Source organism: Mycolicibacterium diernhoferi, assembly GCF_019456655.1.
GTDB lineage: Bacteria > Actinomycetota > Actinomycetes > Mycobacteriales > Mycobacteriaceae > Mycobacterium > Mycobacterium diernhoferi.
In genome coordinates, this window is the sequence record NZ_CP080332.1 from 4,807,762 (window position 1) to 4,833,585 (window position 25,824).

Here is a 25,824-nt window from a genome sequence, read left to right on the forward strand (position 1 = left end):
GTTCGCCTCAGAGGTCGTCGGGCCCCAGAATGCCGTCTTCGATGGCCCGAGCCAGCAGGGCAGACTTTGTCGGAGCCGGACGCCCCACGAGGGAGTACTTGGCGCGAGCCCGCTGGAGGTGCGTGCGCACCGTGGTCGGAGCGATGTAAAGCCTCTTGCCTACCAGCTCTTTGCTCTCGGTCTGAAACCATGCCACCAGCACTTCGCGTTCACGGTCAGACAATTTGACGCGACCTAGCGTGCTGTCATTGAGCAGCGCCCGACCCATCCTCGGACCGACGTAGGGAGATGAGTTACGCGCGGCGTAGATCGCATCGATCAGGTGCCGCTGGCCTTCCGACTTCACCAGATACGTCGCAGCACCGATATCCAGCGAGGTGAGTATTACTTCGTCAGCCGTGAGGTGCGAGTACACAATTACTTTCTGTCCGCCAGCACAGAATCGACGCAGAGTATCGAAATCCGGCTTCGTACCGCCGAATTGCAGATCCAAGATGACCACATCGACCGACGGCGACACGTCGAGATAATCGTCCGACGTGAAAAAGCTACCGGCCACGCGAATCCCGGGATCGGCTTCAGCACACCATGCTTCGATACCGGCGTGCACCACATCGTGGTCATCAATGATCGCCACTGCGGTCGGCTCGTCACCCAGGATCATCGCCCTGCCCCTATCCGCAGTTTTCGAGATTTGGCAAGATCGTAACTACCGAGCAGTCGACATGCGTAGCTAATGCCACTCGCGGTTACCGGTCGTCGGCAACTGCACTCAACCTGCCTCAAGACGTAAACCAATGTTTAAGCAGCACAGTTACGCACCTCGTACTCAACTCAGTTTCTCCCATAGATGAGGAACATTCACAAGCACCTTTCCTTCTAGTCGCCGCAAGCGCACGCCGTCTAAGCAAAATTCATACGTTCGACGTATTGGCAACACCCAAACAAGCTGGTTTGTCGGTCATTGGAACGACACCGAAGCGAATGGAAACCTGCTCTGATGGTCGTAGCATCCAATCTGGCCGGTTCTGAGCAGTCAGTCGAGAGGTAGATGACATGGGGATGGTCGGTGCCGACGTCGACCAGTTACGCGGCCTCGCACGAATTTTGATACAGGCCGCGGATCGACTTGAGGGTATGTCCGGGGAGGTCAGTGGGCGACTGTCGACGGTTTCGTGGCACGGCTCGGACTCTCAGCAATTCCGGTCACGCTGGCAAGGAGATTCGCAGCCCCAGATACGCGGCGTGATCACCGCATTGCGCGGTGCGGCTGCCGACATCGACCGCAACGCGAACGAGCAGGAACAAGCCAGTGCGAGTAATGGTGCGGCCTCCTACGGTGGCGCCGGCAGCACGGTACCCTTTTTGGCTCCAACCGACGTGCCCGCGCTCCAGCTCCCCAACTACTTCAGTGGGATGTTCGCGAATCCGCTCGCTCCGTTCGTAGATATTCGCGACTTCCTCAACGGCAATACAATCTGGCCGATCAACAACGGCTTCGCCATCGGGGAGGCCATCCCCGGAGTGGGTCCGGTACTGCCGCTCCTCGACGCGCTGGGTATCGCCGGCGATACGACGTTGAGCCCCGATGACAGAATTGCTGAATCGACCCGTGCTTTGACCGACCTCGGAGGCGGGCTACTGAAGGACTTGGTTCCCGGCCCCGTGGGATATCTCAGTGGCGTGGCGGTCGCGCAGTGGGGTGATGTGGCGTACGAAGTGTCCAAGGCCGATTTCAGCCCGGCGGCGTTGCAGACCACAGCCGATTACATTGCTTCCGACCCCGGCGGCGCCTTCGAGGCGGCGCGGGATGCCGTATTCGGCTATGCGCCGAAATTGATCTCGAACCTTTGGAAATAGCAGGGAAGGTCTGCCGTGGAAGATACTGCGCTACTCACTGACGATGAGATAGTTGCCCTGTGTGCCGCCGATGGTCGGCCGTGGCCGCTGAGTCTGCCGACAGTTGAACCAACCGCAGAAGCGCTGGCTCACGCCGGTGTGCGCGGCATGCGGTCACTGTTGGTACGCCGACTGGCCGGTGCCGACGCCGACGCACCAGGCGTACGTCCGCACGAGTGGATTGCCCGCGATGTCTCGGCCTTCCTCGGTGCCACGGAACGTATCGGCGCGTACATCGCACCGGCATCTGATGATTTGGTGCTAGGTGGCGCGGCGGTGAGCGCGGCGTGCACGGACGATGGCTGGGTTATCAACACCTCAACGGCTGCCGGAGTACACACGTTGCGCGCCACCACGGCTGAAGACGCGGCTGACGCAGTGGTCGAACTGGCAGAATCTGCGCACAACGGAACCCTGTTCAAGGATCCGAATCTTGCCGCAGCGTGGACATGTGTCGTGCGCTTCGGCGCCGACGCCCAGAACACCATCGTGCTGGGGCCTCACTCGGTCCGAGGAACCGTCGACGGGAACCCGGTTTCCGAATGGGACCCCGCTTTCATCCGCGGTTTGTTCGCCGCATCTTAGGTTTCCACTGAGCAGGAGTATTGGTGACTAACCTCGACGACAACACCCGCCGTGAGGGGTACCCGCACCCTGGCCCGGCGGGGAAGGCCTCGCCGCCACCACGTATCAACCGGGACGCAGTCAGTGCCGTGGACGCTCCTGACCAAGCCGTCACAGAGCAGTGGACAGCCGAACCAGCGCAGGTACAGCCGCAGCCACCGACACCACGACCCAGCCGGTTCGCAGCCGGAGTGACCTACAGCGGACTCGCCGACGCGTCAGACCCCCCACCTGTGGTGCCTACAGACATCCCCAGGCCCAGCATGAATTTCGTACCCGACGACGCGCCCACCCAACACCTCACCGCGCCGTCGGCTAACGTGCCACCGCAGCAGCAGTCGATGCCGGTCTCACCGGCTCCGCAGGGATCTCTCCCACCCCAGCAGTCCATGCCTGTGACTGCGCCGTCGACCTCCGGTCCACCACAACCACCGCCACCGTCGGCGCCTCCCGAGGGAACTCCTCCGCCCCAGCAGTCGATGCCGATTTATCCGTCGGATACCGGCGCTGCCCCGGACCAAGACCCTACGACTCTCGGCCCAGCGCAGCGGTTCGAACTCCAACCGTCCCATGCATTGTGGGTGCTCACCGTCTTCGCGGCGCTCGCGACGCTGGTCTCCAGCCTGGGCTGGATCCTGGTGGTGGGCGGCTGCGCCTACGGCGCGTGGTACCTCGATCAGCGACAAGCCCGGTGGCCCGCCGACATTCGAGATCTCCTGGCTCGCGCCGGCCTGGCCCAACCCACGAGTGCGGCGGCTCGACACAGCGGAACGCCCCCGACTGCTGTCATCCCGTTCCGTCCGATGTCGTTCCCGGAGATCTTCACCGGCGCGTTCCGGGTGGTTTCCCGACAGTGGCCCACCGTGGTGGGGATCCCGATGGCATTCCTGCTCGTGGCCGGGATGCTTCTCATGGGCGTGCTCTACATCATGTTGCAGACCGTCGTCGGCTCCCCGTTGATATACGGCTCATCCGGACTCGGTGGATTTCTGGTCGTCTTCGTGGTGCTCGGGCTGCTGATGTATGCGGTCGCACTGCCACTGGACGCACTACTCATCGCGTTGACCGTCGTCACCAGCGACAAAGCTGTCCGCGGTGAGCAGATCCGGATGGCCGACATCTTCACAGTGGCGCGGCAACGTATGTTCGCGGTGCTCCGATTGACCCTAGGGTTTTATAGCATCTTCATCCTCACGGATGTGTTGGTGTACGTGATCGTCGTCGCCGCACTGCTGAAGTCCGCCTTGGCGGCAGGCATCTTCTTCTATCTCCTCCTGCTTGCGGCGAACTTCGCGATCGGGATTCTGTTCAGTCTCGCCCCCATCGTGGTGATCACCGAGCAGCGTGGGGCGCTTGACTCCTTCAAACGTTCAGTGCAGCTGGTGAAGTCCGTGTGGGGACGAATCCTGGGCATCCACCTGCTGTGGGCGGTGTGCGTCATACCGATCCTGCTGATACCCGCGTTGACGATCTCCTTTATCCTCGGGTCGCTCGGCATGGCGATCTTCATGCTCGTGGCCCTGTCGTTCCTGTTGGCTTTCACGCGCACACTCCAGGTGCTGGTCTACACCGATCTCCGTATGCGCCAGGAGAACTACGAGCACGAGTTGATCGCCGACTGGGCACGGAACACCGGAGTCCGTTGATGCACCCGGATGATGAACCACAGCCGCCATCGAACCCAACGATGAACGTCACGCAAGGGCTGCTGGTCGCCGGCGCCGCGATGGGCGCCACGGCCGCCCTCGTGGTCGTCAACTGGTTCTTGACAGAACTTTTCGGTGGTGCCGCGGTCGTTCTTGTGGTGCTCCTTGTCACCGTCGCCGGCGCCTATCTGTGGTTCCGGCAGCAGAATGCTGCACAGGCACGCGCGATGGAGTCACGCGTGAAGCAGTTCACCGGTAATGCGATGACTCAGATGTCGGCCCGGTACGCGGCCAGAGGAACGGCCGGAGGCACGGGTTACCCATCTCCGCCGGCGGCCGGGCCCCTTCACCCCGGCGTCCCGTACGTAGCTCCCACGGGTGCCGCATCGGACAGTTCCGCCTGTCTCGTCAGTGCCCTTCTACTCCTCCCCAGCCTGCTCGCCTACGGCCTGGTCTACGGGTCCGTATCCTTTAGTTCGATTTGGCAACCATGGTGGATCATCAACGGCCTCAACCTGTTCTTCGTGCTGTGTGTCCTCGGCAGAGCTCGGTCGGCGGGACAACGGACGGCTGCGATGCTGCCCGCCATCGCCGGACTCGTGATCATCGGGTTGGCGACGAGTCCTTCCCGGGATGTCAGCCTCACATCCATCTTCTCGACCAGACATTCGGTCGGCGGCTACACCTACACCGCGCCCTCGCCTGACCTGATGCCTTGGCTGATGCGCGCACCGATGCTCACGATTCTGCTGTTCGTCCTGGCGTGGGGCCTGGCGCGCCGCCAGGGCAGTTGGGCCCTGGGTCTGATCCCCGCGGGACTGGTGCTGTGGTGGGCGATCTGGTATCGGGAGAACGCGTTCACCGGAGAGGCCGGCTGGATCGGGGTCTGGGGATTGAATGTGGGTGTCTTTGTCGTGGGTTGCTTGGCGTGTTGGGCGGCCGATGCCTTGACTCGACCGCACCCCGCACCCAGCAGCAGCACTGGCCCCGTTGAGGCGTCCGAGGCGTCATGAAACTGCGCTCGTCCATCGGAATCATTGCCTGCGTTTCACTACTGGTGAGTTGCTCCAGCTCCGCGGCGCCTGGAACCGATGATGCGGCCGCCCCCGTACCCACCGTCTTGATCCTCGACGGCTCCGGCTCGATGAACGAGGAAGACGCACCCGGCCCTCGAATTGCAGCCGCCAAGAACGCAGCCCATGAGTTCATCGACGCACTACCCGATGCCGCCAGTATTGCGCTGCAGACGTACGGGACGAACCACGGCACCTCCGAGGGCGAGAAGAGCGCCAGCTGTGAGGATGTGACGACGCTGCTGCCGCTGGGCCCGCTCGACCGGACCGATATGGAGGCCGCCATCGACGGCATCATCCCCTCCGGTTTCACGCCCATCAATCTTGCCCTGCAGCACGCTGTCGATCAGCTACCCGACGGTGACGCTCAACAGGCCGTTGTACTGGTCTCCGATGGAGAGGAGACGTGCGACGTTCCTCCATGTGCGACCGCGGCACAACTGAAGGAGCTGCGGCCCGGCCTGACCATCTCCACGGTTGGATTTCGCGTCGACGGAACCGCCGCCGATCAGCTGGCCTGTATCGCCGACGCGTCCGATGGCATCTCCGTACAGGCTTCCAACGCCCGCCAGCTTGTGACCAGGCTCTTGGCTACCCAAGACATCGACCGGGCGGGCAAGTCACTGTCGGCATCCGGCATCTTCGATATCGACCTCGGCGGCAGCCTCGATGACATTCGCGCCAAGCATCGAGGCTTCCCTGACGTATCGCCCGAAGGCAGGGTGGTGGTCGAATGGCTCAACTGTGACTTCGGTTTTCAGGATGGCATCCTCGGTTCGATCAGGCCTCATACCGGCTCACGGACCATCGACGGGCTCGGCATCGGGTATCCCAAGGTCGCCGCCGACGATTTCTACGGCGCACCGTTGAAAGCCGTGAGCAACGGCGACGGCACCATCACCTTCACCTACGATGCCGATCCGCACAGCGACGCGGCATATCAGATCACCGTTCATGCGACCGGTTTGCTCACCGGCCACATCAAGTCAATCGTGCTCTGCCTGTGCAAGCCGCGGGCAGGAGGCGCTCCGGACCAGTCTCCCGTCATCACCGAGGACACCGTACTCAACATGACGTTCCCGGCCGGGACGTGTGGGGATGGATACTCCGGCTGGTCTCATGACGCCCCCATTACTGTGACCAACGGCGACGGGGAGTCCCGCACTGCATCTGGTGAGTTCGGTGGAGCATCGATCAGAGAAGCTAAGCTGATCGGACTGTTGGATGCCGATGAGGACGGCGTCGAGGAAGCGGTCGTCTCGTTCGTCTGCTTCGGATCAACCTTCGCAATGTGCTGTGCAGGGCGCTCTTCAAACATGCTGTATGTAGGAGTATTCGACTTCACAGACCCACTTGCACCCCAGGCGATCGGTGAAACCATCAGACCTGGTGTATCACCGGTCCGGGGTGAGAAGTACGGAGAGTCCCGTTACATCGATGAGGTGCGAGTCGCAAGCTCAGCGATCATCGCCTATGAGAAACTGATATACGCCGACACGAGCGGCGCAACTGCGGATCTGGATCATTCCCCCTACGCGACAATTGAAGTCACGCACCGTTTTTCGGACGGCGAGTGGGTATCTACCGAACGTGTCATCGGCTAGCGGACCGTCAGAAACGGGAAAGGCTGTAGAGCTCTTTACCGTTCTTGGCGAAGACGGTGGCTGCATCTGCGCCGGAGAACTCGACGAAGTACGACGCCTCGTTCGGCCCCTGGGTGACAAACAGTTTGAAGCGTCCCGATTCATCGGGTTGGCTGGACAACTGACAGGTTGACGGTCCGCCGATGTCCAGCGGTTTTCCTGTCGAACTAGCATAGAAGAACCCACGACATCCACCCCCTTCGCTGAACGTCTTCACCGACGTTCCGTCGGACGGTGTCCAACTCCCGAACAGAATCGGCGGGCTGGTCGATTCTTCGCCGTCCGCCGGCATCGAACAGGCCGACATCACGACCATCACCGAACCCGCCAGCACTGCCCCTATACGAATCATCTGATCGCCCCTATCTGATCGAATCGATAACCGACAACGTCATATCCGCGGCGGACTGGGCTGCGCTCTTGACACGGTCGCGGTCGGGTCAAGCTGAAGCAGCGGACTGAGCATCCACGGCATGACGTTCTCCAGCACGGCCTCATCCGTCCAGTCCGGGTTGCTGGAGAACCTCGTCAACCGCACACGTCCATCGGTGGGAGGACCGATGAGGCTATGCGTCAGTTCGGCGACGACGACCGGAGTTCCGGACGCCTTCAGCCTCGGCCCCCCTTCCACTTCGAATCGGGTGTCTTCGTGCCAGGCGATGTCGACAATGAAACGTCCCGGCTCGTCAGCCTGGACGATCACCCGGTTGGCCGGATGGAAGTCGTCGCCGGCGAAGTGGGATGCAAGGGTGTCGTGCAGAACCGCCGGCGACATGGCGGTTTGAAACTGAAGTCCGTGAACCAGTGTTTGAGACTTCGCCTTCTCTCGGGCCCTAGTCGCCGCCGCGAAGGGCGCTTTGATCACAGCCACCATGCCCGCCAGCACGCCGTCGACCATCTTCTCGAGGATCATCGAGCCGACGATGAGCACCACTACGATCAGGATGAAGATTCCGATGCCTTCCACAAGGATTCCCTTCGCATGTCTGGAACGTTCTTCAAGTCTGCCCCTTCCAGACGGTCCCACTATTCAGCACCCTTTGCTATAACCCAAACGTTCGACAGCGCAATCTGATACGCGCCGTCTTTCAGTTCCACGGCTACCGAGAACCGGGGCCGCAACATTTCGCACAACCGATCTGAGACGACGAAATATCCAGACTCACCGGGTGGTCCGGCTAACATTCGGGGATGAGGTGACGGTGGATTCTTTCCCCGGCGATGTGCTGTCTACTGCCGGCGGGATGCGCCACTGATCGCTTCATCGGCTTCTCTGACACCACCGCTCCAGCAGGTCCGTCCGACGCGACCGCGCACCCCATATCAGTTCCGACTGTGTTGGTCCTGGATGGCTCGGCGTCCATGGCCGAGCAGGACGCGCCCGGCCCGCGTATCGAGGCCGCGAAGGCCGCTGCCCGGGGCCTGATCGACGCCATGCCCGACGATGCCGCCCTCGCGCTGCAGACCTACGGCACCGCTATAGGTACCACGCCGGAAGACAAGGCTGCCGGCTACGGGGATGTCAGCTTGTTACTCTCGCTGCGCCCTCTGGATCGGGAGATCATGTACACCGCAATCGATTCGATCACCCCGTCGGGCTCGGGCACCGGCCTCGGAAACATCCACCTCGGCTCGACGATCGACGACATCCGCGCCACGATCCCCGACTTCCCGGATACCGCGGGGACCGGATCGACGACCGTTGTCTGGCGCGACTGCGACTTCACCTTCGTCGACGGAGTCCTCGACACCATCGGGCCCCGTAGAGGCGGCCGGACCATCGATGGGATCGCACCCGGCAAACTGGTGGCGAAATCCACTAACCTGCACCGTGATTCGCTGACCACCATCCCCGGCAACGGTGGCACCACAACCGTCATCTTCGATGCCGCGTCGGGCACCGACAATGCCTACCGAATGACCGTGGAGAAGTACGCCGCGGCTGGCGACACCCGCACCGGGACCGGGACCGGGACCGGGACCGGGACCATCAAATCCATCGTGCTGTGCAGGTGCAAACCGCGAGAACAACGGCGTGTAGATCTCGTTCTCAACACATCGAGGTCGGAAGAGGATTAACTCGCTTCGACCTGGACAGACGGTGGGGAACTCATCAGTTTTCCGACGTATCCAACGTGACGTTCGATACCCCGAGCGCCAACATCACATATTCGTGGGACCGCGAATCTCGTAGCGATTCGCGTCTCGCCTGGGATATCTCCCAGCGAACCTCACCTGACCCACCCCACCCCGCGGACTGTCAGGGAGGACCGTCCTCCCGTACGGTTCCGCATTTGATCGCTGGAGATTACGGCTGCCGATCCGACGAACGACGGGTGACGTGTGTGCACCTACCTTCGGGACACGGGTTCCACGTCAGCCGCGAAACCTTCGAGCCATTCTGATATCCGGGCGGCCCGTCGGTCAGAACACCACGAGGTCGAACGGCAACTCGGCATGCTTGACCTCACCGGTGTCCTTGTTGGTCACGTCGAGGATGTATTTGAACGTGCCGAGTCCGAATACCCTTGCCCGCCAGCCGCCACCGCCGGTGCACCCTCCACCGAGATCCTGTTGTCGCTCGAACACCACACCGCCGAACGGATTGAGGATCTTCACCTCCTCATGGCAGTACGCGCCCACAGCCTTGCCGTTATTGGTTTCCCAGCGCAGTCCGACGGTGACGGTGCCGTCACGACCGGGCTTGAATCGGTTCGGGCCGGCTTCCTTCCCGGAATCATCGACATTGTGGGGCTTGGTGAGACGAGGCACCAGCACCGTGTCATCCGCGTTAGCGACCGGGGCACAAAAACCAGCCGTAACCACGGCCGCTGCCGCCAGGAGCGATCCCGCACGCCGCGCGGCCCGACCCGTTGATCTCACGCGAATCATCTGTCCACTCCTCATCCCGAGCCACGGCTCTGCGCCCGGCTCCGCTCCTAGCAAACTAGCGCAGTGGACATGAGTCCTCCACGGATACTGGTGCACCCGAGCTGTTTTCGTACGATCGGAGTACACCGGCGGGTCACTGGGCGTCAGCCCACGATCACCTGCAACAACGCGAATCGCAATCTGTCCCAGGTCACCTGCGGGTCGGCCCCTTTGAGCACCTCGATACTGAGCACGGGGATGCCTCGGTCACGTCCAGCGTATGAGCCCAACGAGCCAGGTGTCGGCGCGAATTCCGAGGAAGCCTTGACCTGGAAGCCACTGGTCGACGAGAACTGCTCTGCCAGACTCCGGGCCGGCCCATCGAAGTTGATGAACTGGTCTCCTGCCCATGCGTGAAACGCAATGACCACACTGGGTTCGATACGGTCGATGGTTTCGGCGACGGCCCGCGATTCGGGCTGACTCAACGGGGTTTTCCCGTTGGCCGGATCTGTTCCATCGAAATTGGTGGCAGGGAAGTTTCGATTGACATCGATACCGTTAGCGTTGCCACGCGTGCCTGCGGCTCGACCGTCGGGGTTGGCATCCTCCAGAATCGTCAGTGCGACACGGTCTGCCAAACCTGCCGCCTCGAACGCCGCGGGCAACTGGTCTGTCGTGAACTCACCTTCGGTCTCATCGCCGTGGATGCCCCCGATGAAGAGCACGGCGCGCGGACCATGTCCCACCGTGCGTGCACGTATCGGACGGCCCTGAACCGATGTGCCCACCTGTTCCCAGTCCGAGCGGCCGACGACAATTGTCCGGCTCGGCGCTGCTGTCTCGGCGGCGTAGGGTGCGGCGGCCTGCGACGTCGTCGCTTGTATCGCCGAGCCCGCTGTCGAACCGCATCCGACGATGAGAGTTCCCGCGGTCAGCGTCGAAACCGCGATTTTCAGCACGCTGAGATGCCTGCCGGGGATGTATTCATGTACACCGAAGCCACGTAGGCGTTGTTGGCCAGCCGGTACCAGACACTGCTCGAACCGCGGCCATCACTGGAACGGACGTCACCAATCGTTTGGCACACTACCGTCACAGCGTTGCCGTCGTGTAAGTCGTTGGGCACCAGACGGTCTGCGGCCGTGTACGGCGCACTGCGCTGCTTGACACCACATGTGCCGCCCTCATCGCAGGTTCCCACGATCACCAACTGCCACGAGGACTGTTGCGACGGAAGCGGCGGCGGTAGGGGGGCAGGCGATGTCGACGTACGCGGATAAGACCAGGACTCATTGGGAACCGGCACGTGATCGGTGACGGCTTCCGTGGTGTATTGCGGAGTCGCCGTGGGTTTCTCAGTCGAGGCCGCTACTCCGACCAGGACTCCTACCCCGACCAGGACCCCGATGATCAGCACGCTCCACAACACCCATCGATTGCCCTTTCCGCCGGATGGGCCGCCTACCGCCGTATGCGCACTCACGGGGGTCGGCTGCTTCGGCGGAGGACGGTGCTGGCTGAGCGAGGGCATGACGGTCTGTTGGGGCCGCGGCTTACGCGCGCGCCGCGCTGCCTCGATACCACACCAGGGGCACATGCCCGATTCCGCCGGAATCTGGTGTCCGCTGGGACAGTTCACCACCTGAATACGCGTGAGCGCTTGCCGCCACTCCTCTGCCGTCGGCCGTGCGCTCGGATTCCGGGCACCGTCAGTGAATGCGCGCCTGAACAGTGCCTGAATCTCGTTGGGCAGAAACTCGACCGACGGCGCAAAGGGATGTGTGTGCAGCGGGGATCCGGGACCACCGGCCCAGCTGCCCTTCCGCGCCAGCGTCAGCGCATCCGGTTGGTCGCCCGGGCCCGTCCACACTCCGCGCAGGAACGGATGATTGCCGGCCATGATCAGCAGGTGAATATGGATGGCCAGCGCGAACAGATCGGACGCCTCAGCCCGGGCAGTGTTTCGCAGGTCGACGTTCACCAACTCGGGTGCCGTGAACTCAGGCCGACCGAGCGGCGAGAGATATTGTCGCCCAGATGAATCGGTGAACTGCATCGAGTCACAGTCGACCAGCGTGACGCGCACGGTGTCAGCGACCAGAATGTTCCGTTCTTGAAAGTCCCCGATCACGGCTCCCGCGTGATGAACGACGTCGACTGCGAGACAGAGATTTGCGGCCGCTGTCACCAGATGGTTCCAGGTCGCTCCGGTTGTCCACTGAGGGGCGGACGGCAGCGGATTGGCACGATTTGACGGGTTGCTCAGCGAGTGGATCTCGACCGCTTGAGAAGTCGAGATCCGAGGCATCAGAAAGCCCACGGGCGCACCGTCGCGGTAGACCATCTGCCGCGGCCAAGCCAACACGACGAATCCGTCACTCTGCACGGCGCCCTCCGGCGTCGTGTCGACCATCGCCGCGACCTTCGCCAGCTTTACATCCAGCCCGTCGAGGTCGGGATGAAACACCTTGACCACGACATCCGGGCGGCCGGCCACGTCGTAGATCGTGCCCTCACCGGCCTTCGCCAGAACCGATCCCAGCTCGATCCATGAACCGCCAGCCGAGGACAGCAGGGACTGTGGAGAGCTCACCCACGGCGCCTTTCTCAAGTCGACGTCTCTTTGATGCGACGGATGAGGATCTTGCCATGTGCATCAGGGTCAGGTAGGCCACGCGCAGTCATCCGATCGGCGGACAGACGGCGCGCACGGCACAATCGGTTCGGCGCCGGACGCCGTGTGCGCCTAGCCGACTTGGCACTCTCCCGCATCGAGATCACCGGCGTGCTCTTGGACCCACGTGGCGATACGGCTCAACGCCGTCGTGCCGTCACCGAACGCACCGGAGTTGGCCACAGCAGCGAGTGCAACGGCCACCCGGCCCGTCGGCGTCGGCACCACCCCGAACTGACGGACCAGGTACAGACCGTCTGTTCCCGGCCCCCATCCGCCCTTGAAATAGGTGCCGTCAATCGTGCCCAGCCCCCACTGCTGCCCAGAGGCAATCTGCCCCATCAGGTCCGTCACGGGGGCGGCTTGCGGATCGCAGGCTGTGCGCGCGAGGAATCGCGCCTGGTCGGCCAGAGACCAGTCCGTCTGGCCGAATATCGAGAACCCCGCCCGACGAAGCTCGCTGGGAACATCGGTTGCCGGATTGCCGGCCTCGGCTAGGACCTCCTCGATCTTGCCGGCAGCCGCATCACCGCCGCCGAGTTGCTCCCACATCGACTGAGCCGCAGCGTTGTCCGACACGGTGATCGCCGATTGCATCGCAGAACTGGAAGTTCCGGTCTCGCGCAGCAGTGCGAGGGCTAGCGGCACCTTGATGGTCGACCAGGCCGGTCCGCTGGACCAGTCGCCGAGGAGTGTGACCCGATCTGGTTGGCCCAAAGGTGCATAGGCGAAGCCGATCTGGGCGTCCAAACCCGAGCTGAGTTCCTGGAACGATGCAGCCAAATCGTCGCCGATGGGCGATGCAGCCGGATCTGGCTGCGGCGTCGGTACGACCGGTAATTCCGGGGATGGCGGGGCGACCGGCACCAGTGGGGACCCCGGAGCGGCAACCGCCGGGCTGCTCGCCTCTTCCGAACCCAGGCCGTACAAGGCGAAGGCGCCAACGACGGCCACCGAGGCCAGGACTACAGCGACCTTCACGCGCGCATTGGGTTCGTATGGAAGGCGATGGCGGGCATACGGATCCTCTCGGGTATGCATGTGGTGATAGTCCTGTCGCTCAGATGACCACTTCCGCAGGGCCGTCGGCATCGGACCTCCGGCCCTGCGCGACCGAAGCCCACGGCTGCTCCCGCACGGGCGCTGTCGAGCGGATACTCGCCCCAGTCGGCGGGCTCCTCGAAGCGGGACACTCGATAGCTCCTCTAGACCCCAGGCGATGATGCCGGCCCGAACCGATGAGACGGCAGATCTATGAGATCAGGTTCGAGATTGATTGGCTGTCGTCCCAATGACCGACACGCGGCCGGCGCCGCGCTGTCCGGGATAGCAGATGAGGAACGGGGCGGACCCTTGCGATCCACCCCGTTCCTGTTGCATTGCCAATCGATGCGCCTACGGCGTCATGGGCGCGACCTCTGCTCCGGTCAGGCGCCGGTAGGCGTAGACGGTGATCAGCGAGATCAGCGGGTACGCGACCAGCAGGCCGACGAAACACGCCAGCACACCGAGAATCCCGATACCGATGGTGGTCAGCCAGGTCAACGCCATCGCTCCGAAGTTGGCCTTGCCGATCTCGAAGCTGGTCTTGACGCCGTCGATACCGGAGGTGTTGCGGTCCAGCACGATGACCGTGGTGAACAGCAGCATGATCGTCGCGATGATGCCCGGCACGATGCACAGCAGGACGCCGATGAAGACGATGATGCCGGACACGACGGAGGCGATCACCACATTGCCGACGTTGCGCGGTTTGAAGAACGAGCCGATCTCCACGGGCTGCCCGTTGGCGATGTCGAGCATGCCGCCGATGTAGGCGGACTGCACCACGGCCGCCACCACCAGCATCACCGCGCTACCGAGCAGCGAGACGATGACGCCGCCGGTGCCCATCGAGAAGCTCGCGGAGTAGTCGTCGACCGACGTCGTGGTGAACTGGCCGGAGATGAGCTGGATGATGCCCTGCACGACGGCGTAGACCAGGCCGAACACGATCGTCGGGACGAGGATCGCCGCGACGTTCTTGCTGAACTTGTTCCACGCCCAGGAGACGGCCTCCCCGACGCTGTAGGCCGGCGCACCGAATCCGGGGGCACCGGGGTATCCGGCCGGCGGGTAGCCGCCCTGCCCCGGGTAGCCGCCCTGCCCCGGGTAGCCCCCGGGCGGGGGTGGCGGCGGGTACCCACCCTGCGGCGGCGGCGGGTAGCCCCCGGGCGGCGGTGGCGGCGGGTAGCCACCCTGCGGCGGCGGCGGGTAGTTGCCCGGCGGCGGGTATCCACCCTGCGGCGGCGGGTAGCTCCCGGGCGGCGGGTAGCCGCCCTGCGGTGGCGGCGGGTAGCCGCCGGGGGGCGGGACGTTCTCCGGGGGCGGCGGGTATCCGCCGGGCGGGGGTGGTGGTTGAGTCATGTCACCTTCTCGTGAGTGAAACGCTGACGGGAAACACCGGTCTGCAATTGTGAATCCACGAACCGGCATTTCGGATGTACCGATGACGCCGCGATGAGCTTATGTCACAACGGCAGACAGACGGTCTTCATTATCTTGTCGGCCAGTGTCTGACGTTTGGCATCCCAGAGCGGGAACAGGAAGCCGATGTAGCAGATGATCGCATCCACCACGTGCGCCAACTGCCGCACGATGGACGGGCCGAAACCGATTGGCTGACCGGTATTCTCGCTGACAACCTTGAATTTGAGGATGCCCTTGCCGATGCTCGACCCGGTGGTGCCCTGCCGGTAGCCGTAATTCCAGATCAGATAGACCAGCGCAAGGATCCAGGTGACGGTGAACGACACCTGCCCCAACGTGGACGCCCCGGTGGCGCAGAACTCGCCGAGTTCGTATTCCGAGGAGTCGGTGATGCACACGGTTTCCCGAGTGCCGATGAGCAGGCCGTAGCCGATCGCTTCCAGGATCGCAACCGGGAGGATGTCGATGATCCAGGCCAGCACGCGGGTCAGCCACGGCGTGTAGGCCTCTTTCGGCAGTCCGGCACCGTAACCGCCCGACGATGGTGGTGGCGGCGGAAATCCGCTCTGCGGCGGGGGCGGATACCCCCCGGGCGGTGGGGGCGGAACATTTCCAGGCGGAGGCGGCGGGTAATTCCCCGGAGGTGGGGGCGGTTGCTCTGTCATGTGCGCGCCTTCCAGGTGAGGAATTTTGCTGACTCTGCGGCGTGTAACCCTACCTGAGACCGTGCTCAGATTGGCGCCGCTGAGCCAACTTCATCTACCCGATACGGCGCAGGTCAGCCGCTTATTTGCCGACGCAACCAGCGCGTTTCGCCACCCCTAGTGATGCACTCGCCCCTCGGACAGCGATCCCAACAGGTCGTGGCGGGTCAGCACGCCGATCGGCTTGCCTTCCTCGACGACCATGACAGCATCGCAGTCCCGCAAGGTTTTTGCCGCGGTCCCGAGCAGTTCACCGGACCCGATCAGCGGCAGCGGAGCGCTCATGTGCAGCGCGACCGCGTCGGCGAGCTTTGCTCGTCCTTCGAAAACTGCTGACAGCAACTCCCTTTCGGACACGCTGCCGGCGACCTCGCCCGCCATCACCGGGGGCTCCGCGCCGACCACCGGCATCTGCGACACCCCGTACTCGCGAAGGATGTTGATGGCGTCACGCACGGTTTCGGACGGATGCGTGTGCACCAGGTCCGGCAGCGCACCGGACTTGCGGCGCAACACCTCTCCCACCGTGACATCCTCGATGGACCCGTCGAGCCGGCTGCGCAGGAAGCCGTAGGACGACATCCAGGCATCGTTGAAAACCTTTGACAGGTAGCCCCGCCCGCCGTCGGGCAGCAGCACGACGATCACCGCATCGGGCCCGGCCTGCTCGGCCACCTTCAGCGCGGCCACCACGGCCATCCCGCACGATCCGCCGACCAGCAGCGCTTCTTCGCGGGCCAGCCGCCGGGTCATCTCGAACGAATCCGCGTCGGAGACCGCGATGATCTCGTCCGGGACGGTGGGATCGTATGCGCTGGGCCAGAAATCCTCACCGACACCCTCGACCAGGTACGGCCGCCCGGTGCCGCCGGAGTACACCGAACCCTCCGGGTCGGCGCCGATGATCTTCACCCGCCCGCCGGAGACCTCCTTGAGGTAGCGGCCGGTGCCGGTGATGGTGCCGCCGGTGCCTACCCCCGCCACGAAATGGGTGATCTTGCCGTCGGTGTCGGCCCAGATCTCGGGGCCGGTCGTCTCGTAGTGGCTTTCCGGCCCCATCGGGTTCGAGTACTGATCGGGCTTCCACGCGCCCTCGATCTCCTCGACCAGTCGGTTGGACACGCTGTAGTAGCTGTCCGGGTGATCCGGCGGGACCGCCGTCGGGCACACCACCACATCGGCGCCGTAGGCCCGCAACACGTTCTGCTTGTCCTCGCTGACCTTGTCCGGGCAGACGAACACGCAGTGGTAACCACGCTGCTGGGCAACCAGCGCCAGCCCGACGCCGGTGTTGCCGGAGGTGGGTTCGACGATGGTGCCACCCGGTTTGAGCTCGCCGGACGCCTCCGCGGCGTCGATCATCTTGACCGCGATGCGGTCCTTGGAGCTGCCACCCGGGTTGAGGTACTCGATCTTCGCCGCGACCAGGCCCGACCCCGGTGGAACCACCGAATTGAGCTGGACGAGCGGAGTGTTGCCGATGAGCTCGCTGATGTGCCGGGCGATACGCATGCCTCTATGGTCTCAGGCCGCCCGGCGACTCACCAGGTGGCCTCGCGAATGTAGTCACCGATCTGCCGCAGGGAGCGGGTCGCCTCGCCGACGATCGGCGAGCACAGCTGGAACACATGCATCTGACCGGGCCAGATGCGCACCTCGACAGGGACCCCGGCCTCGGCCAGCATCCGCGCCGCCTTTCGCGCGTCGTTGAGCAGAACTTCCGAGCCCGACACGTGGATGAGCGTGCGCGGCAGGCCCGGCTCGATGTGGTCGAGCGGTTCGTAGATCTCCTCGCCCTGCCGATCGGCGGCCGCGCCGATGATCTCCACCAGCGCCTCGAACGCCTTCCCCGGGAACATCGCGTCGGTCCGGGCGTTGGGGTGGTGGGCGCGGCTCCTGTTGTCGATCTCGAACAGTGGGGACATCGTGACGACCGCGGCGGGCAACTCCTCGTCGAGACCCTCGGCCTGCAGCCGCTGGGCCAGCGCCAGGGCCAGGTATCCACCGGCCGAGTCGCCCGCGAGCACGATCCGCTCGGGCGCGTAACCGGCCAACCGCAGCCACTTGTAGGCGTCATAGCAGTCGTCGAGCGCCACCCCGATCGAATGCTTGGGGATCATCCGGTAGTTCACGACGAACACCGGGCTGTCGGCGAACCTCGACAGCTCCGTCGTCAGACGGCCGTGGGTGTTGACCCCGCAGGTCAGGAACGCTCCGCCGTGCAGGTAGAGGATGATGCTGCGCTTGCCGTCGGCGGGCAGCACGCCGGCCGCGCGCACCAGTTGCGCCGTGCAGTGCGGCAACGCGATGGTGGCCCGCACCGTGCCCGGGGCCGGGCGCAGCACGCGAGCGGCGAAATCCAGCATGCCGAACGGCCACGGCAGCTTGGGAACGTGGCTGCCGATGGCCAGGGTGGGCTTGATCGTCATCATCGCGACTAACCCCGCCAGGCGGCCCGCGATGCCGGCGCCGTCCTCGACGATCTCTGACGGCCGCCGGTCCCCGACCGGGAAAAGTCGAGGTTGACGGGCTTGAGCTGGGCTTATTGCCGCGCGCGCAGTACCAGAGACCTTGCTTGGTGCCGTCATCGCCACCACTTCCTACGCCGTTGAGATACCTGTTGTCGGTATTTACTTAGCCGCCCGGGGTAATTTAGCTTGCCGCACCGCTAACAGGTTCAACAATCAAGGAATCTGTTTTGCTACCGCCTTCGGTACCCCAATGTGACCTGCGCTAACCCATCGGGGGCGCCGACAATCTGGCCAACGTCTCTAACATCGACGGTGTGGGTTCACGCAGCCGTGCTCCTCGCCTCCGAAACCGGTCGACCCTGGCCGCGGCGGCGGTCGCCACCGTCGCCTCCACCGGCTATCTCGGGGCGCGCAGTCTGCTCAGCGGGCAGGCCGCCCAGACCCGCCAGGTGATACCCAAGTCCTGGGACATCCCGCCCCGCGCCGACGGCGTCTACTCCCCCGGCGGTGGGCCGGCCGAACGCTGGACCCGCGATGTGCCCTTCGACCTGCACCTGATGATCTTCGGCGACTCGACGGCCACCGGGTACGGCAGCGCCACCGCCGACGAGGTGCCCGGCGTGCTGCTGGCCCGCGGTCTGGCCGAGGAGTCCGGCAAGCGGATCCGGCTCAGCACGAAGGCGATCGTCGGCGCCACCTCCAAGGGGTTGTCCGGGCAGATCGACGCCATGTTCGTGGCCGGCCCCCCGCCGGACGCGGCGGTGATCATGATCGGGGCCAACGACATCACCAAACCCAACGGCACCCGGGCGTCGGCGCGCCGACTCGGACGGGCCGTCGGGCGCCTGCGCGTCGCGGGTGCGGTCGTGGTGGTCGGCACCTGCCCGGACTTCGGCGTCATCAAGGCCATCCCGCAGCCGCTGCGCTGGGTGGCGCACAGCCAGGGCCTGCGACTGGCCCGGGCGCAGGCGGCCGAGGTGCGGGCCGCCGGCGGCATGCCGGTGCCGTTCTCCGACCTGCTGGCCCCGGAATTCCACAAGACCCCCGAGGTGCTGTTCTCCTCGGACATGTTCCACCCGTCGGGCGCCGGCTACCGGCTGGCCGCCCAGCAGCTACTACCCGCGCTACGTAATACGTTGGGCGACTTCGTATCTGACGGACCGTCCGAACCGGCGCTGGAATCGCGGGTGGATGAGAACAATTCGCTGCTGGCCCGGATCGGCAACGTGAGCCGGCTGTGGCGTCGCACAACCGGGGTCCCCGCTCCGATCGTGGCGCCCGCGGGCTAGGTTCCTTGGAACACGTTCTAGATGTCTGAATACCGAGGAGTCGCCATGCCCGAAGCCGTCATCGTCGCCACCGCCCGATCCCCCATCGGGCGCGCCGTCAAGGGGTCGCTGGCCACCATGCGTCCCGACGATCTCGCCGCCCAGATGGTGCGGGCCGCACTGGACAAGGTGCCCTCGCTGGACCCGCGCGACATCGACGATCTGATGATGGGCTGCGCACAGCCCGCAGGTGAGGCCGGTTACAACATCGGACGCGCGGTCGCCGTCGAACTCGGCTACGACTTCCTGCCCGGCACCACCGTGAACCGGTACTGCTCGTCCTCGCTGCAGACCACCCGGATGGCCTTCCACGCCATCAAGGCCGGTGAGGGTGACGTGTTCATCTCCGCCGGTGTGGAGACGGTGTCGCGTTTCGGCGTCGGCGCCGCCGACGGCGCCCCGAACAGCAAGAACGCGCTGTTCGCCGAGGCCCAGGCCCGCACCGTCAAGCAGGCCGAGGACGAGTCCACGTGGCATGACCCGCGCGAAGACGGGCTCATCCCCGACGTCTACATCGCCATGGGCCAGACCGCGGAGAACGTCGCCACCTACACCGGCATCAGCCGCGAGGACCAGGACCACTGGGGTGTGCGGTCGCAGAACCGGGCCGAGGAGGCCATCAAGAGCGGCTTCTTCGAGCGTGAGATCTCCCCCGTCACGCTGCCCGACGGCACCGTCGTCTCCACCGATGACGGCCCGCGCGCCGGCACCTCCTACGACAAGATCAGCCAGCTCAAGCCGGTGTTCCGCCCGAACGGCACGATCACCGCCGGCAACGCCTGCCCGCTGAACGACGGCGCGGCCGCGGTCGTCATCATGAGCGACACCAAGGCCAAGGAGCTGGGCCTGACCCCGCTGGCGCGCATCGTGTCCACCGGGGTGTCCGGCCTGTCGCCGGAGATCATGGGCCTGGGCCCGATCGAGGCCATCAAGAAGGCGCTCGCCAAGGCCGGCAAGACCATCTCCGACATCGACCTGGTCGAGATCAACGAGGCCTTCGCGGTGCAGGTGCTCGGTTCGGCGCGCGAACTGGGCATCGACGAGGACAAGCTGAACGTGTCCGGCGGCGCGATCGCGCTGGGCCACCCGTTCGGCATGACCGGCGCCCGGATCACCGCCACCCTGTTGAACAACCTGTCCACCTACGACAAGACCTTCGGCATCGAGTCGATGTGCGTCGGCGGCGGGCAGGGCATGGCGATGGTCGTGGAGCGGCTTTCCTGAGTTCACGTCGACCCCGCGGTGAGGGCGCCGAGGTGCGCGAGCACGGCACCCTCACCGCGGGGTCGTTCCCTTAGACTCCGTGCCGATGACCACTCTCGGAACACCCCTGTCCCCGAACGCCACCCGGGTGATGCTGCTCGGCTCCGGTGAGCTCGGCCGTGAAGTCCTGATCGCGTTGCAGCGGCTCGGCGTGGAGACGATCGCCGTCGACCGCTACGCCGATGCGCCCGGGCAGCAGGTCGCCCACCACGCGCGCACCATCTCCATGACCGATCCCGAGCAGCTGCGGGCGCTGATCGAGGCCGAGAAACCGGATCTGGTGGTGCCGGAGATCGAGGCGATCGCCACCCCGGTCCTGGAAGCGCTGGAGGACGCCGGCGTGGTGCGGGTGATCCCGACCGCGCGGGCGGCCCGGCTGACCATGGACCGCGAGGGCATCCGGCGGCTGGCCGCCGAGACGCTCGGGGTGCCGACCAGCCCGTACCGGTTCTGCGATTCGCTGTCCGAGCTGCAGGCCGCGGTCGCCGAGATCGGCTACCCGTGCGTGGTGAAACCGGTGATGAGCAGCTCCGGCAAGGGCCAATCGAAGATCGACGGGCCCGAGGGCGTCGAGGCTGCCTGGGAGTATGCGATGTCGGGCAGCCGGGTGAGCAACACCCGCATCATCGTCGAGGGGTTCATCGACTTCGACTACGAGATCACGCTGCTGACGGTGCGCGCGGTCGGCGCGTCCGGGCAGGTGGAGACCCAGTTCTGCGAGCCGATCGGGCACCAGCAGGTCAGCGGCGATTATGTGCAGAGCTGGCAGCCGCACCCGATGTCGGCGGCCGCGCTGGCCGGCGCCCAGGAGATCGCCCGCAAGGTGACCGAGAACCTGGGTGGGCAGGGCATTTTCGGCGTCGAACTGTTCGTCAAGGGCGACCAGGTGTGGTTCAGCGAGGTCAGTCCGCGCCCGCACGACACCGGCATGGTCACGATGATCACGCAGTGGCAGAACGAGTTCGAACTGCACGCGCGGGCCATCCTGGGCCTGCCCGTCGACACCACGCTCAAGACGCCCGGGGCGAGCGCGGTGATCTACGGCGGCGTGGATGCGACCGGCATCGTCTTCGATGGGGTGGACGCCGCTCTGCAGGTGCCGCGCACCGACATTCGGCTGTTCGGCAAGCCGGAGAGCTTCGTGCGACGCCGGATGGGTGTGGCGCTGGCCTACGACGCGGACGTCGAGGTCGCGCGGGCCAATGCCGTCGAGGCGGCCGGCCGGGTCACGCCGCGGGTCCCCTGAGCGCCGACGGTGCACACAGATCGCCTTTTCGGTGAAAATCTCGATCTGAGTGCACTCTCGCGTCCCAGGCCCGCGCGAGCCGCTGGAGAATCTCGGGTTTGTTGTGCCGCTTGGTCACGCGGATCCGAATCCACCCCAGATCTTCGAGGTCCTCGGTGCGGACGATGTCGTGGGCGAATTGCGCCGGACTGGTGCGGTGATGGTCCCCGTCGTACTCCACGGCGAGCTTGAGCCGCTCCCAGCCCATGTCGAGGAAGTATCTGCGGCGCCCGTCGCCGCTCACCACCGGGATCTGGGTCTCGGGGCGCGGGTAGCCGGCGCGAACTGTCAGCAGACGCAGCCAGGTTTCGCGCAGCGATTCGGCGCCCGGATCGTGTAGGTCCAGCGCGATCTCGAGTTGCCGTATCCCGCGTTTGCCTCCGTGCCGCGAGCGTGCCCAGTCCAGCACCTCGGGGGCTCGGAAGCACCGGGCGTTTCCCAAAGCGTCCAGTCGGGCCACCGCCTCGTCGAGGGGACTGCGCCGGCCCAGGTCGAACACCGTGCGTGCGATGGAGGTCGCGGGCAGTCCCCACTGCCCGGCTTCGGTGATCTCGCCCTCGCGCAGTTCGTGGTTGTACGCGCGGATACCGCCTGGTGGCCGACGATTCGGCGAGACCAGTTCGACCGGCTGCGTGTCCTCGACATAGCGCGCGCCGTGTAGCGCCGAGGCGGTGAGCCCGCACAGCACCGCCCGCCGGCCGGACCACAGCCAGGCGCCCAGCGCGCGGTCGTCGAGGGTGAGGTCGGCATCGTCGGCGACATAGACGTCGGGGTAGATCGCGGTGAACCGGCTGCGAAGGTCGTACTTCGAGGCACGACCGGCCGCGACCGCCTCGCTGCCGAGGAAGGGCGCCATGAGACGAGAATCGCGTGTCGTGGGCGCCCGGTATACCCCCGCCGCGGCATCTGTGGATGAATCGGCGCCGGCGCATGAAAAAGGGCGCCCACACTGTGGACGCCCTTTCTCTCGCGGTACTGCTAGTCGTTGTTGAAGTAACTCAGCAGGCGCAGGATCTCCAGGTACAGCCACACCAGGGTGACCATCAGGCCCAGGGCGACGCCCCACGCGGCCTTCTCCGGAGCACCGGCGCGGATCATCTGGTCCGCCGAGTCGAAGTCGATCAGGAAGCTGAACGCCGCCAGACCGATGCAGAGCAGCGAGAAGCCGATCGCGATCATGCCACCGTCACGCAGGCCCATACCGGCGCCGCCACCGACACCGAACAGGCCGAGCACCAGGTTCATCAGCATCAGGGCGACCACACCGAACAGGCCGGCCACGATCATGCGGGTGAACTTGGGGGTGACCCGGATGGCTCCGGTCTTGTAGACCACGAGCATGCCGAAGAACACGCCGAGCGTGCCGACGATCGCCTGCGCGATCATCCCTGCCCCGCCGACCGAGGCGATGTTGGCGATGATGAACGACACGGCACCGAGGAACAGGCCCTCCAGCGCGGCGTAGCTCAGCACGATCGCCGGGTTGTCCTGCTTACGACCGAAGGTCGCGATCAGCACCAGCGCCAGGCCGCCGAGCGCACCGACGAGGGTGAACGGGCCGGCCAGGCTGAGGTTCTGGCTCACGAGGAAGTAGGAAACGACCGCCACTGCCGTCAGGATCGCCAGGCTGATGCCGGTCTTGGTGACGACGTCGTCGATGGTCATCGGCCGGGAAACGCCGGCCTGCTGCTGGTCGGGGTACTGCGTCGCCGCGTATGGGTCTGCATGCACCTGCTGCGCACCGAAGCTTGCGGCTCCGGTACCGAACTGCGCGTATCCGCCCTACCCCTTGGGCAGCGATCGGAATACCGGGTTGCTGCTTTCGCGCACCGTAGGTCCTCTCCTGAGTACTGGTGGTTCGAATTGCCGAACACACGATCAACGATCAACGCTCCGAACAGGTTCCCATGCCCTGCCAGGGACAACTGAGAAAGTCCTCAGGAAACGTCCAGGTTGATCTTGGTCCAAACCCTACCCGTCGCACGTCACGCCCGGACTACGAACTACATTGCAGACGTGGCAGAAAACGAGGACATCCTAGTAAGTGTCCGGAACGGCGTCGGCATCGTCACGTTGAACCGCCCCAAGGCGATCAACTCACTCAATGACGTCATGGTCGCGGGCCTGCAGCAAGCACTCACCGAGTGGGAGCGCAACGACGAGGTCAAGGCCGTCCTGCTGACCGGCGCCGGTGAGCGTGGCCTGTGCGCCGGCGGCGACGTCGTGGCGCTCTACCACAGCGCCAAAGGCGACAAGGCCTACGCGCGCAAGTTCTGGTGGGACGAGTACCTGCTCAACGCGCACATCGGGCGTTTCGCCAAGCCCTACATCGCCGTGATGGACGGCATCGTGATGGGCGGCGGTGTCGGCGTCGCGGCGCACGGCAATGTCCGCGTCGTCACCGAGAAGACCAAGATGGGCATGCCCGAGGTGGGCATCGGCTTCATCCCCGATGTCGGCGGCACCTACCTGCTGTCCCGCACCCCCGGACTGCTCGGCGTGCACGCCGCGCTGACCGGCGCCCCGTTCTCCGGGGCGGACGCCATCGCCATGGGCTTCGCCGATCACTTCGTCCCGCACGACCGACTGCCCGACTTCATCGAGGCCGTCGTCACCGGCGGGCACGAGGACGCGCTGAACTCCTACGCGGAGGAGCCGCCGGAGAGCGACCTGCTGGCCCAGCGGCACTGGATCGACAGCTGCTACGCCGGCGACACGGTGGAACAGATCCTCGCCGACCTGCGCAGCCACGCCGACGAGGCACAGGGCCACGACGGGGGCAACGCCGCCGCGGCCGCCGCGGATCTGATCGCCACCCGTTCCCCCATCGCGCTGGCGGTCACGCTCACCGCGATCCGCCGGGCCGCGCATCTGCACACCCTGGAAGAGGTTCTGCAGCAGGAGTTCCGGGTGTCGGTGGCCTCGCTGGCCTCGCACGACTTCGTCGAGGGCATCCGCGCCCAGCTCGTCGACAAGGACCGCAACCCGCAGTGGTCGCCCGCCACGCTCGACGCGGTGGACGAGGCGGCGATCGACGCCTACTTCGCTTCCGCCGACCCCGATCTCACCTTCTGAAGAGGAGCATCCACATGAACTACGAGACCATCCTGGTGACCCGCGAGGGTCGGGTCGCCACCATCACCCTGAACCGGCCGAAGGCGCTCAACGCGCTCAACAGCCAGGTCATGCGCGAGGTCACCACCGCGGCGGCAGAACTCGACGCCGACCCGGGCGTCGGGGCCATCATCCTCACCGGCAGCGAGAAGGCCTTCGCGGCCGGCGCCGACATCAAGGAAATGGCCGACCTGTCCTTCGCCGATGTGTTCAGCCAGGACTTCTTCGCGCTGTGGGGCGAGTTCGCCGCCACCCGCACCCCCACCATCGCCGCGGTCGCCGGGTACGCCCTCGGCGGTGGCTGCGAGCTGGCCATGATGTGTGACCTGCTGATCGCCGCGGACACCGCGAAATTCGGTCAGCCCGAGATCAAGCTGGGCGTGCTGCCCGGCATGGGTGGCAGCCAGCGGCTCACCCGCGCCATCGGCAAGGCCAAGGCGATGGACCTGATCCTCACCGGCCGCACCATCGACGCCGCCGAGGCCGAGCGCAGCGGTCTGGTGTCGCGGGTGGTGCCCGCCGACAGCCTGTTGGAGGAGGCCAACGCCACCGCCGCGACCATCGCCGGGATGTCGCTGTCGGCGGCGCGGATGGCCAAGGAGGCCGTCAACCGCGCCTTCGAGTCGACGCTGGCCGAAGGGCTGCTCTACGAGCGGCGGATCTTCCACTCGGCCTTCGCGACCGAGGACCAGAAAGAGGGAATGGCCGCGTTCACCGAGAAGCGCGCGGCGAACTTCACCCATCGCTAAAGTCGAGC

General features: G+C 65.2%; 23 protein-coding genes and 1 pseudogene. 11 read left to right on the forward strand and 13 right to left on the reverse strand.

What is annotated here, in order from left to right; genetic code table 11:
• Nucleotides 1-7 precede the first annotated feature (7 nt).
• Nucleotides 8-664 carry a DNA-binding response regulator gene (locus tag K0O62_RS22695; RefSeq protein ID WP_073857994.1) on the reverse strand — a complete coding sequence of 219 codons (657 nt, stop codon included), beginning with the start codon at nucleotides 662-664 and terminating at the stop codon, nucleotides 8-10.
• Between the two features lie 392 nt (nucleotides 665-1,056).
• On the opposite strand from K0O62_RS22695, the gene K0O62_RS22700 reads away from it, so the two are divergent.
• The 5 genes from K0O62_RS22700 to K0O62_RS22720 all read left to right on the forward strand — a co-directional run bounded on the left by K0O62_RS22700 (nucleotide 1,057) and on the right by K0O62_RS22720 (nucleotide 6,846).
• On the forward strand, nucleotides 1,057-1,860 hold the full coding sequence (locus K0O62_RS22700; protein ID WP_073857995.1) for a WXG100 family type VII secretion target: 804 nt from the start codon (nucleotides 1,057-1,059) through the stop codon (nucleotides 1,858-1,860).
• A 15-nt stretch (nucleotides 1,861-1,875) separates the two neighbouring features.
• Nucleotides 1,876-2,484: a hypothetical protein gene (locus K0O62_RS22705; protein WP_131817428.1), complete on the forward strand. Its 609-nt coding sequence runs from the start codon at nucleotides 1,876-1,878 to the stop codon at nucleotides 2,482-2,484.
• Between the two features lie 620 nt (nucleotides 2,485-3,104).
• A complete protein-coding gene (locus tag K0O62_RS22710; protein ID WP_073857997.1) occupies nucleotides 3,105-4,169 on the forward strand; it encodes a hypothetical protein in 1,065 nt (354 codons plus the stop codon).
• 41 nt (nucleotides 4,170-4,210) lie between these two features.
• On the forward strand, nucleotides 4,211-5,182 hold the full coding sequence (locus K0O62_RS22715) for a hypothetical protein (protein ID WP_073857998.1): 972 nt from the start codon (nucleotides 4,211-4,213) through the stop codon (nucleotides 5,180-5,182).
• A complete protein-coding gene (locus K0O62_RS22720; protein ID WP_073857999.1) occupies nucleotides 5,179-6,846 on the forward strand; it encodes a vWA domain-containing protein in 1,668 nt (555 codons plus the stop codon). Before K0O62_RS22715 ends, K0O62_RS22720 begins: the two co-directional genes overlap by 4 nt.
• Before the next feature lie 7 nt (nucleotides 6,847-6,853).
• On the opposite strand, the gene K0O62_RS22725 is transcribed toward K0O62_RS22720, so the two are convergent.
• Nucleotides 6,854-7,219 carry a hypothetical protein gene (locus tag K0O62_RS22725; RefSeq protein WP_073858000.1) on the reverse strand — a complete coding sequence of 122 codons (366 nt, stop codon included), beginning with the start codon at nucleotides 7,217-7,219 and terminating at the stop codon, nucleotides 6,854-6,856.
• Between the two features lie 57 nt (nucleotides 7,220-7,276).
• The gene (locus tag K0O62_RS22730; protein ID WP_073858001.1) at nucleotides 7,277-7,852 is read right to left on the reverse strand and encodes a hypothetical protein; all 576 of its coding nucleotides are present in this window, start codon (nucleotides 7,850-7,852) and stop codon (nucleotides 7,277-7,279) included.
• Between the two features lie 467 nt (nucleotides 7,853-8,319).
• Between K0O62_RS22730 and K0O62_RS22735 the strand changes: the two genes are divergently transcribed.
• The gene (locus K0O62_RS22735; RefSeq protein ID WP_165777139.1) at nucleotides 8,320-8,964 is read left to right on the forward strand and encodes a hypothetical protein; all 645 of its coding nucleotides are present in this window, start codon (nucleotides 8,320-8,322) and stop codon (nucleotides 8,962-8,964) included.
• Nucleotides 8,965-9,309: 345 nt separating this feature from the next.
• Here the strand turns inward: K0O62_RS22735 and K0O62_RS22740 are convergent, their stop codons facing one another.
• From K0O62_RS22740 to K0O62_RS22775, 8 genes are all read right to left on the reverse strand, one after another.
• The gene (locus K0O62_RS22740) at nucleotides 9,310-9,777 is read right to left on the reverse strand and encodes a hypothetical protein (protein ID WP_131817429.1); all 468 of its coding nucleotides are present in this window, start codon (nucleotides 9,775-9,777) and stop codon (nucleotides 9,310-9,312) included.
• 143 nt (nucleotides 9,778-9,920) lie between these two features.
• A complete protein-coding gene (locus K0O62_RS22745) occupies nucleotides 9,921-10,718 on the reverse strand; it encodes a M14 family zinc carboxypeptidase (protein WP_073858004.1) in 798 nt (265 codons plus the stop codon).
• On the reverse strand, nucleotides 10,712-12,352 hold the full coding sequence (locus K0O62_RS22750) for a hypothetical protein (RefSeq protein WP_073858005.1): 1,641 nt from the start codon (nucleotides 12,350-12,352) through the stop codon (nucleotides 10,712-10,714). Before K0O62_RS22750 ends, K0O62_RS22745 begins: the two co-directional genes overlap by 7 nt.
• 153 nt (nucleotides 12,353-12,505) lie before the next feature.
• Nucleotides 12,506-13,414: a serine hydrolase gene (locus K0O62_RS22755; protein ID WP_097933588.1), complete on the reverse strand. Its 909-nt coding sequence runs from the start codon at nucleotides 13,412-13,414 to the stop codon at nucleotides 12,506-12,508.
• A 414-nt stretch (nucleotides 13,415-13,828) separates the two neighbouring features.
• A complete protein-coding gene (locus K0O62_RS22760) occupies nucleotides 13,829-14,839 on the reverse strand; it encodes a DUF2189 domain-containing protein (protein ID WP_073858006.1) in 1,011 nt (336 codons plus the stop codon).
• Nucleotides 14,840-14,943: 104 nt separating this feature from the next.
• Nucleotides 14,944-15,567: an Rv1078 family RDD domain-containing protein gene (locus tag K0O62_RS22765; protein ID WP_073858007.1), complete on the reverse strand. Its 624-nt coding sequence runs from the start codon at nucleotides 15,565-15,567 to the stop codon at nucleotides 14,944-14,946.
• Between the two features lie 156 nt (nucleotides 15,568-15,723).
• The gene (locus K0O62_RS22770) at nucleotides 15,724-17,118 is read right to left on the reverse strand and encodes a cystathionine beta-synthase (RefSeq protein WP_073858008.1); all 1,395 of its coding nucleotides are present in this window, start codon (nucleotides 17,116-17,118) and stop codon (nucleotides 15,724-15,726) included.
• 29 nt (nucleotides 17,119-17,147) lie between these two features.
• Entirely contained in the window at nucleotides 17,148-18,194 is a 1,047-nt protein-coding gene (locus tag K0O62_RS22775; protein WP_073858083.1) for an alpha/beta hydrolase, read from the reverse strand.
• A 197-nt stretch (nucleotides 18,195-18,391) separates the two neighbouring features.
• On the opposite strand from K0O62_RS22775, the gene K0O62_RS22780 reads away from it, so the two are divergent.
• The 3 genes from K0O62_RS22780 to purT all read left to right on the forward strand — a co-directional run bounded on the left by K0O62_RS22780 (nucleotide 18,392) and on the right by purT (nucleotide 21,914).
• Nucleotides 18,392-19,366, forward strand: a complete 975-nt coding sequence (locus tag K0O62_RS22780; protein ID WP_073858009.1) for an SGNH/GDSL hydrolase family protein — start codon at nucleotides 18,392-18,394, stop codon at nucleotides 19,364-19,366.
• Nucleotides 19,367-19,411: 45 nt separating this feature from the next.
• Nucleotides 19,412-20,629, forward strand: a complete 1,218-nt coding sequence (locus tag K0O62_RS22785) for an acetyl-CoA C-acetyltransferase (RefSeq protein ID WP_073858010.1) — start codon at nucleotides 19,412-19,414, stop codon at nucleotides 20,627-20,629.
• A gap of 85 nt (nucleotides 20,630-20,714) precedes the next feature.
• Nucleotides 20,715-21,914: a formate-dependent phosphoribosylglycinamide formyltransferase gene (gene purT / locus K0O62_RS22790; protein ID WP_073858011.1), complete on the forward strand. Its 1,200-nt coding sequence runs from the start codon at nucleotides 20,715-20,717 to the stop codon at nucleotides 21,912-21,914.
• On the opposite strand, the gene K0O62_RS22795 is transcribed toward purT, so the two are convergent.
• Nucleotides 21,895-22,809: an endonuclease domain-containing protein gene (locus K0O62_RS22795; RefSeq protein WP_073858012.1), complete on the reverse strand. Its 915-nt coding sequence runs from the start codon at nucleotides 22,807-22,809 to the stop codon at nucleotides 21,895-21,897. The genes purT and K0O62_RS22795 overlap by 20 nt on opposite strands.
• Before the next feature lie 122 nt (nucleotides 22,810-22,931).
• Nucleotides 22,932-23,783 (reverse strand): annotated as a pseudogene (locus tag K0O62_RS22800) (Bax inhibitor-1/YccA family protein).
• 186 nt (nucleotides 23,784-23,969) lie between these two features.
• On the opposite strand from K0O62_RS22800, the gene K0O62_RS22805 reads away from it, so the two are divergent.
• Together K0O62_RS22805 and K0O62_RS22810 are read left to right on the forward strand one after the other, a co-directional pair.
• On the forward strand, nucleotides 23,970-25,028 hold the full coding sequence (locus K0O62_RS22805) for an enoyl-CoA hydratase/isomerase family protein (RefSeq protein WP_073858014.1): 1,059 nt from the start codon (nucleotides 23,970-23,972) through the stop codon (nucleotides 25,026-25,028).
• Nucleotides 25,029-25,042: 14 nt separating this feature from the next.
• The gene (locus tag K0O62_RS22810; RefSeq protein WP_073858015.1) at nucleotides 25,043-25,816 is read left to right on the forward strand and encodes an enoyl-CoA hydratase; all 774 of its coding nucleotides are present in this window, start codon (nucleotides 25,043-25,045) and stop codon (nucleotides 25,814-25,816) included.
• Nucleotides 25,817-25,824: the final 8 nt, after the last annotated feature.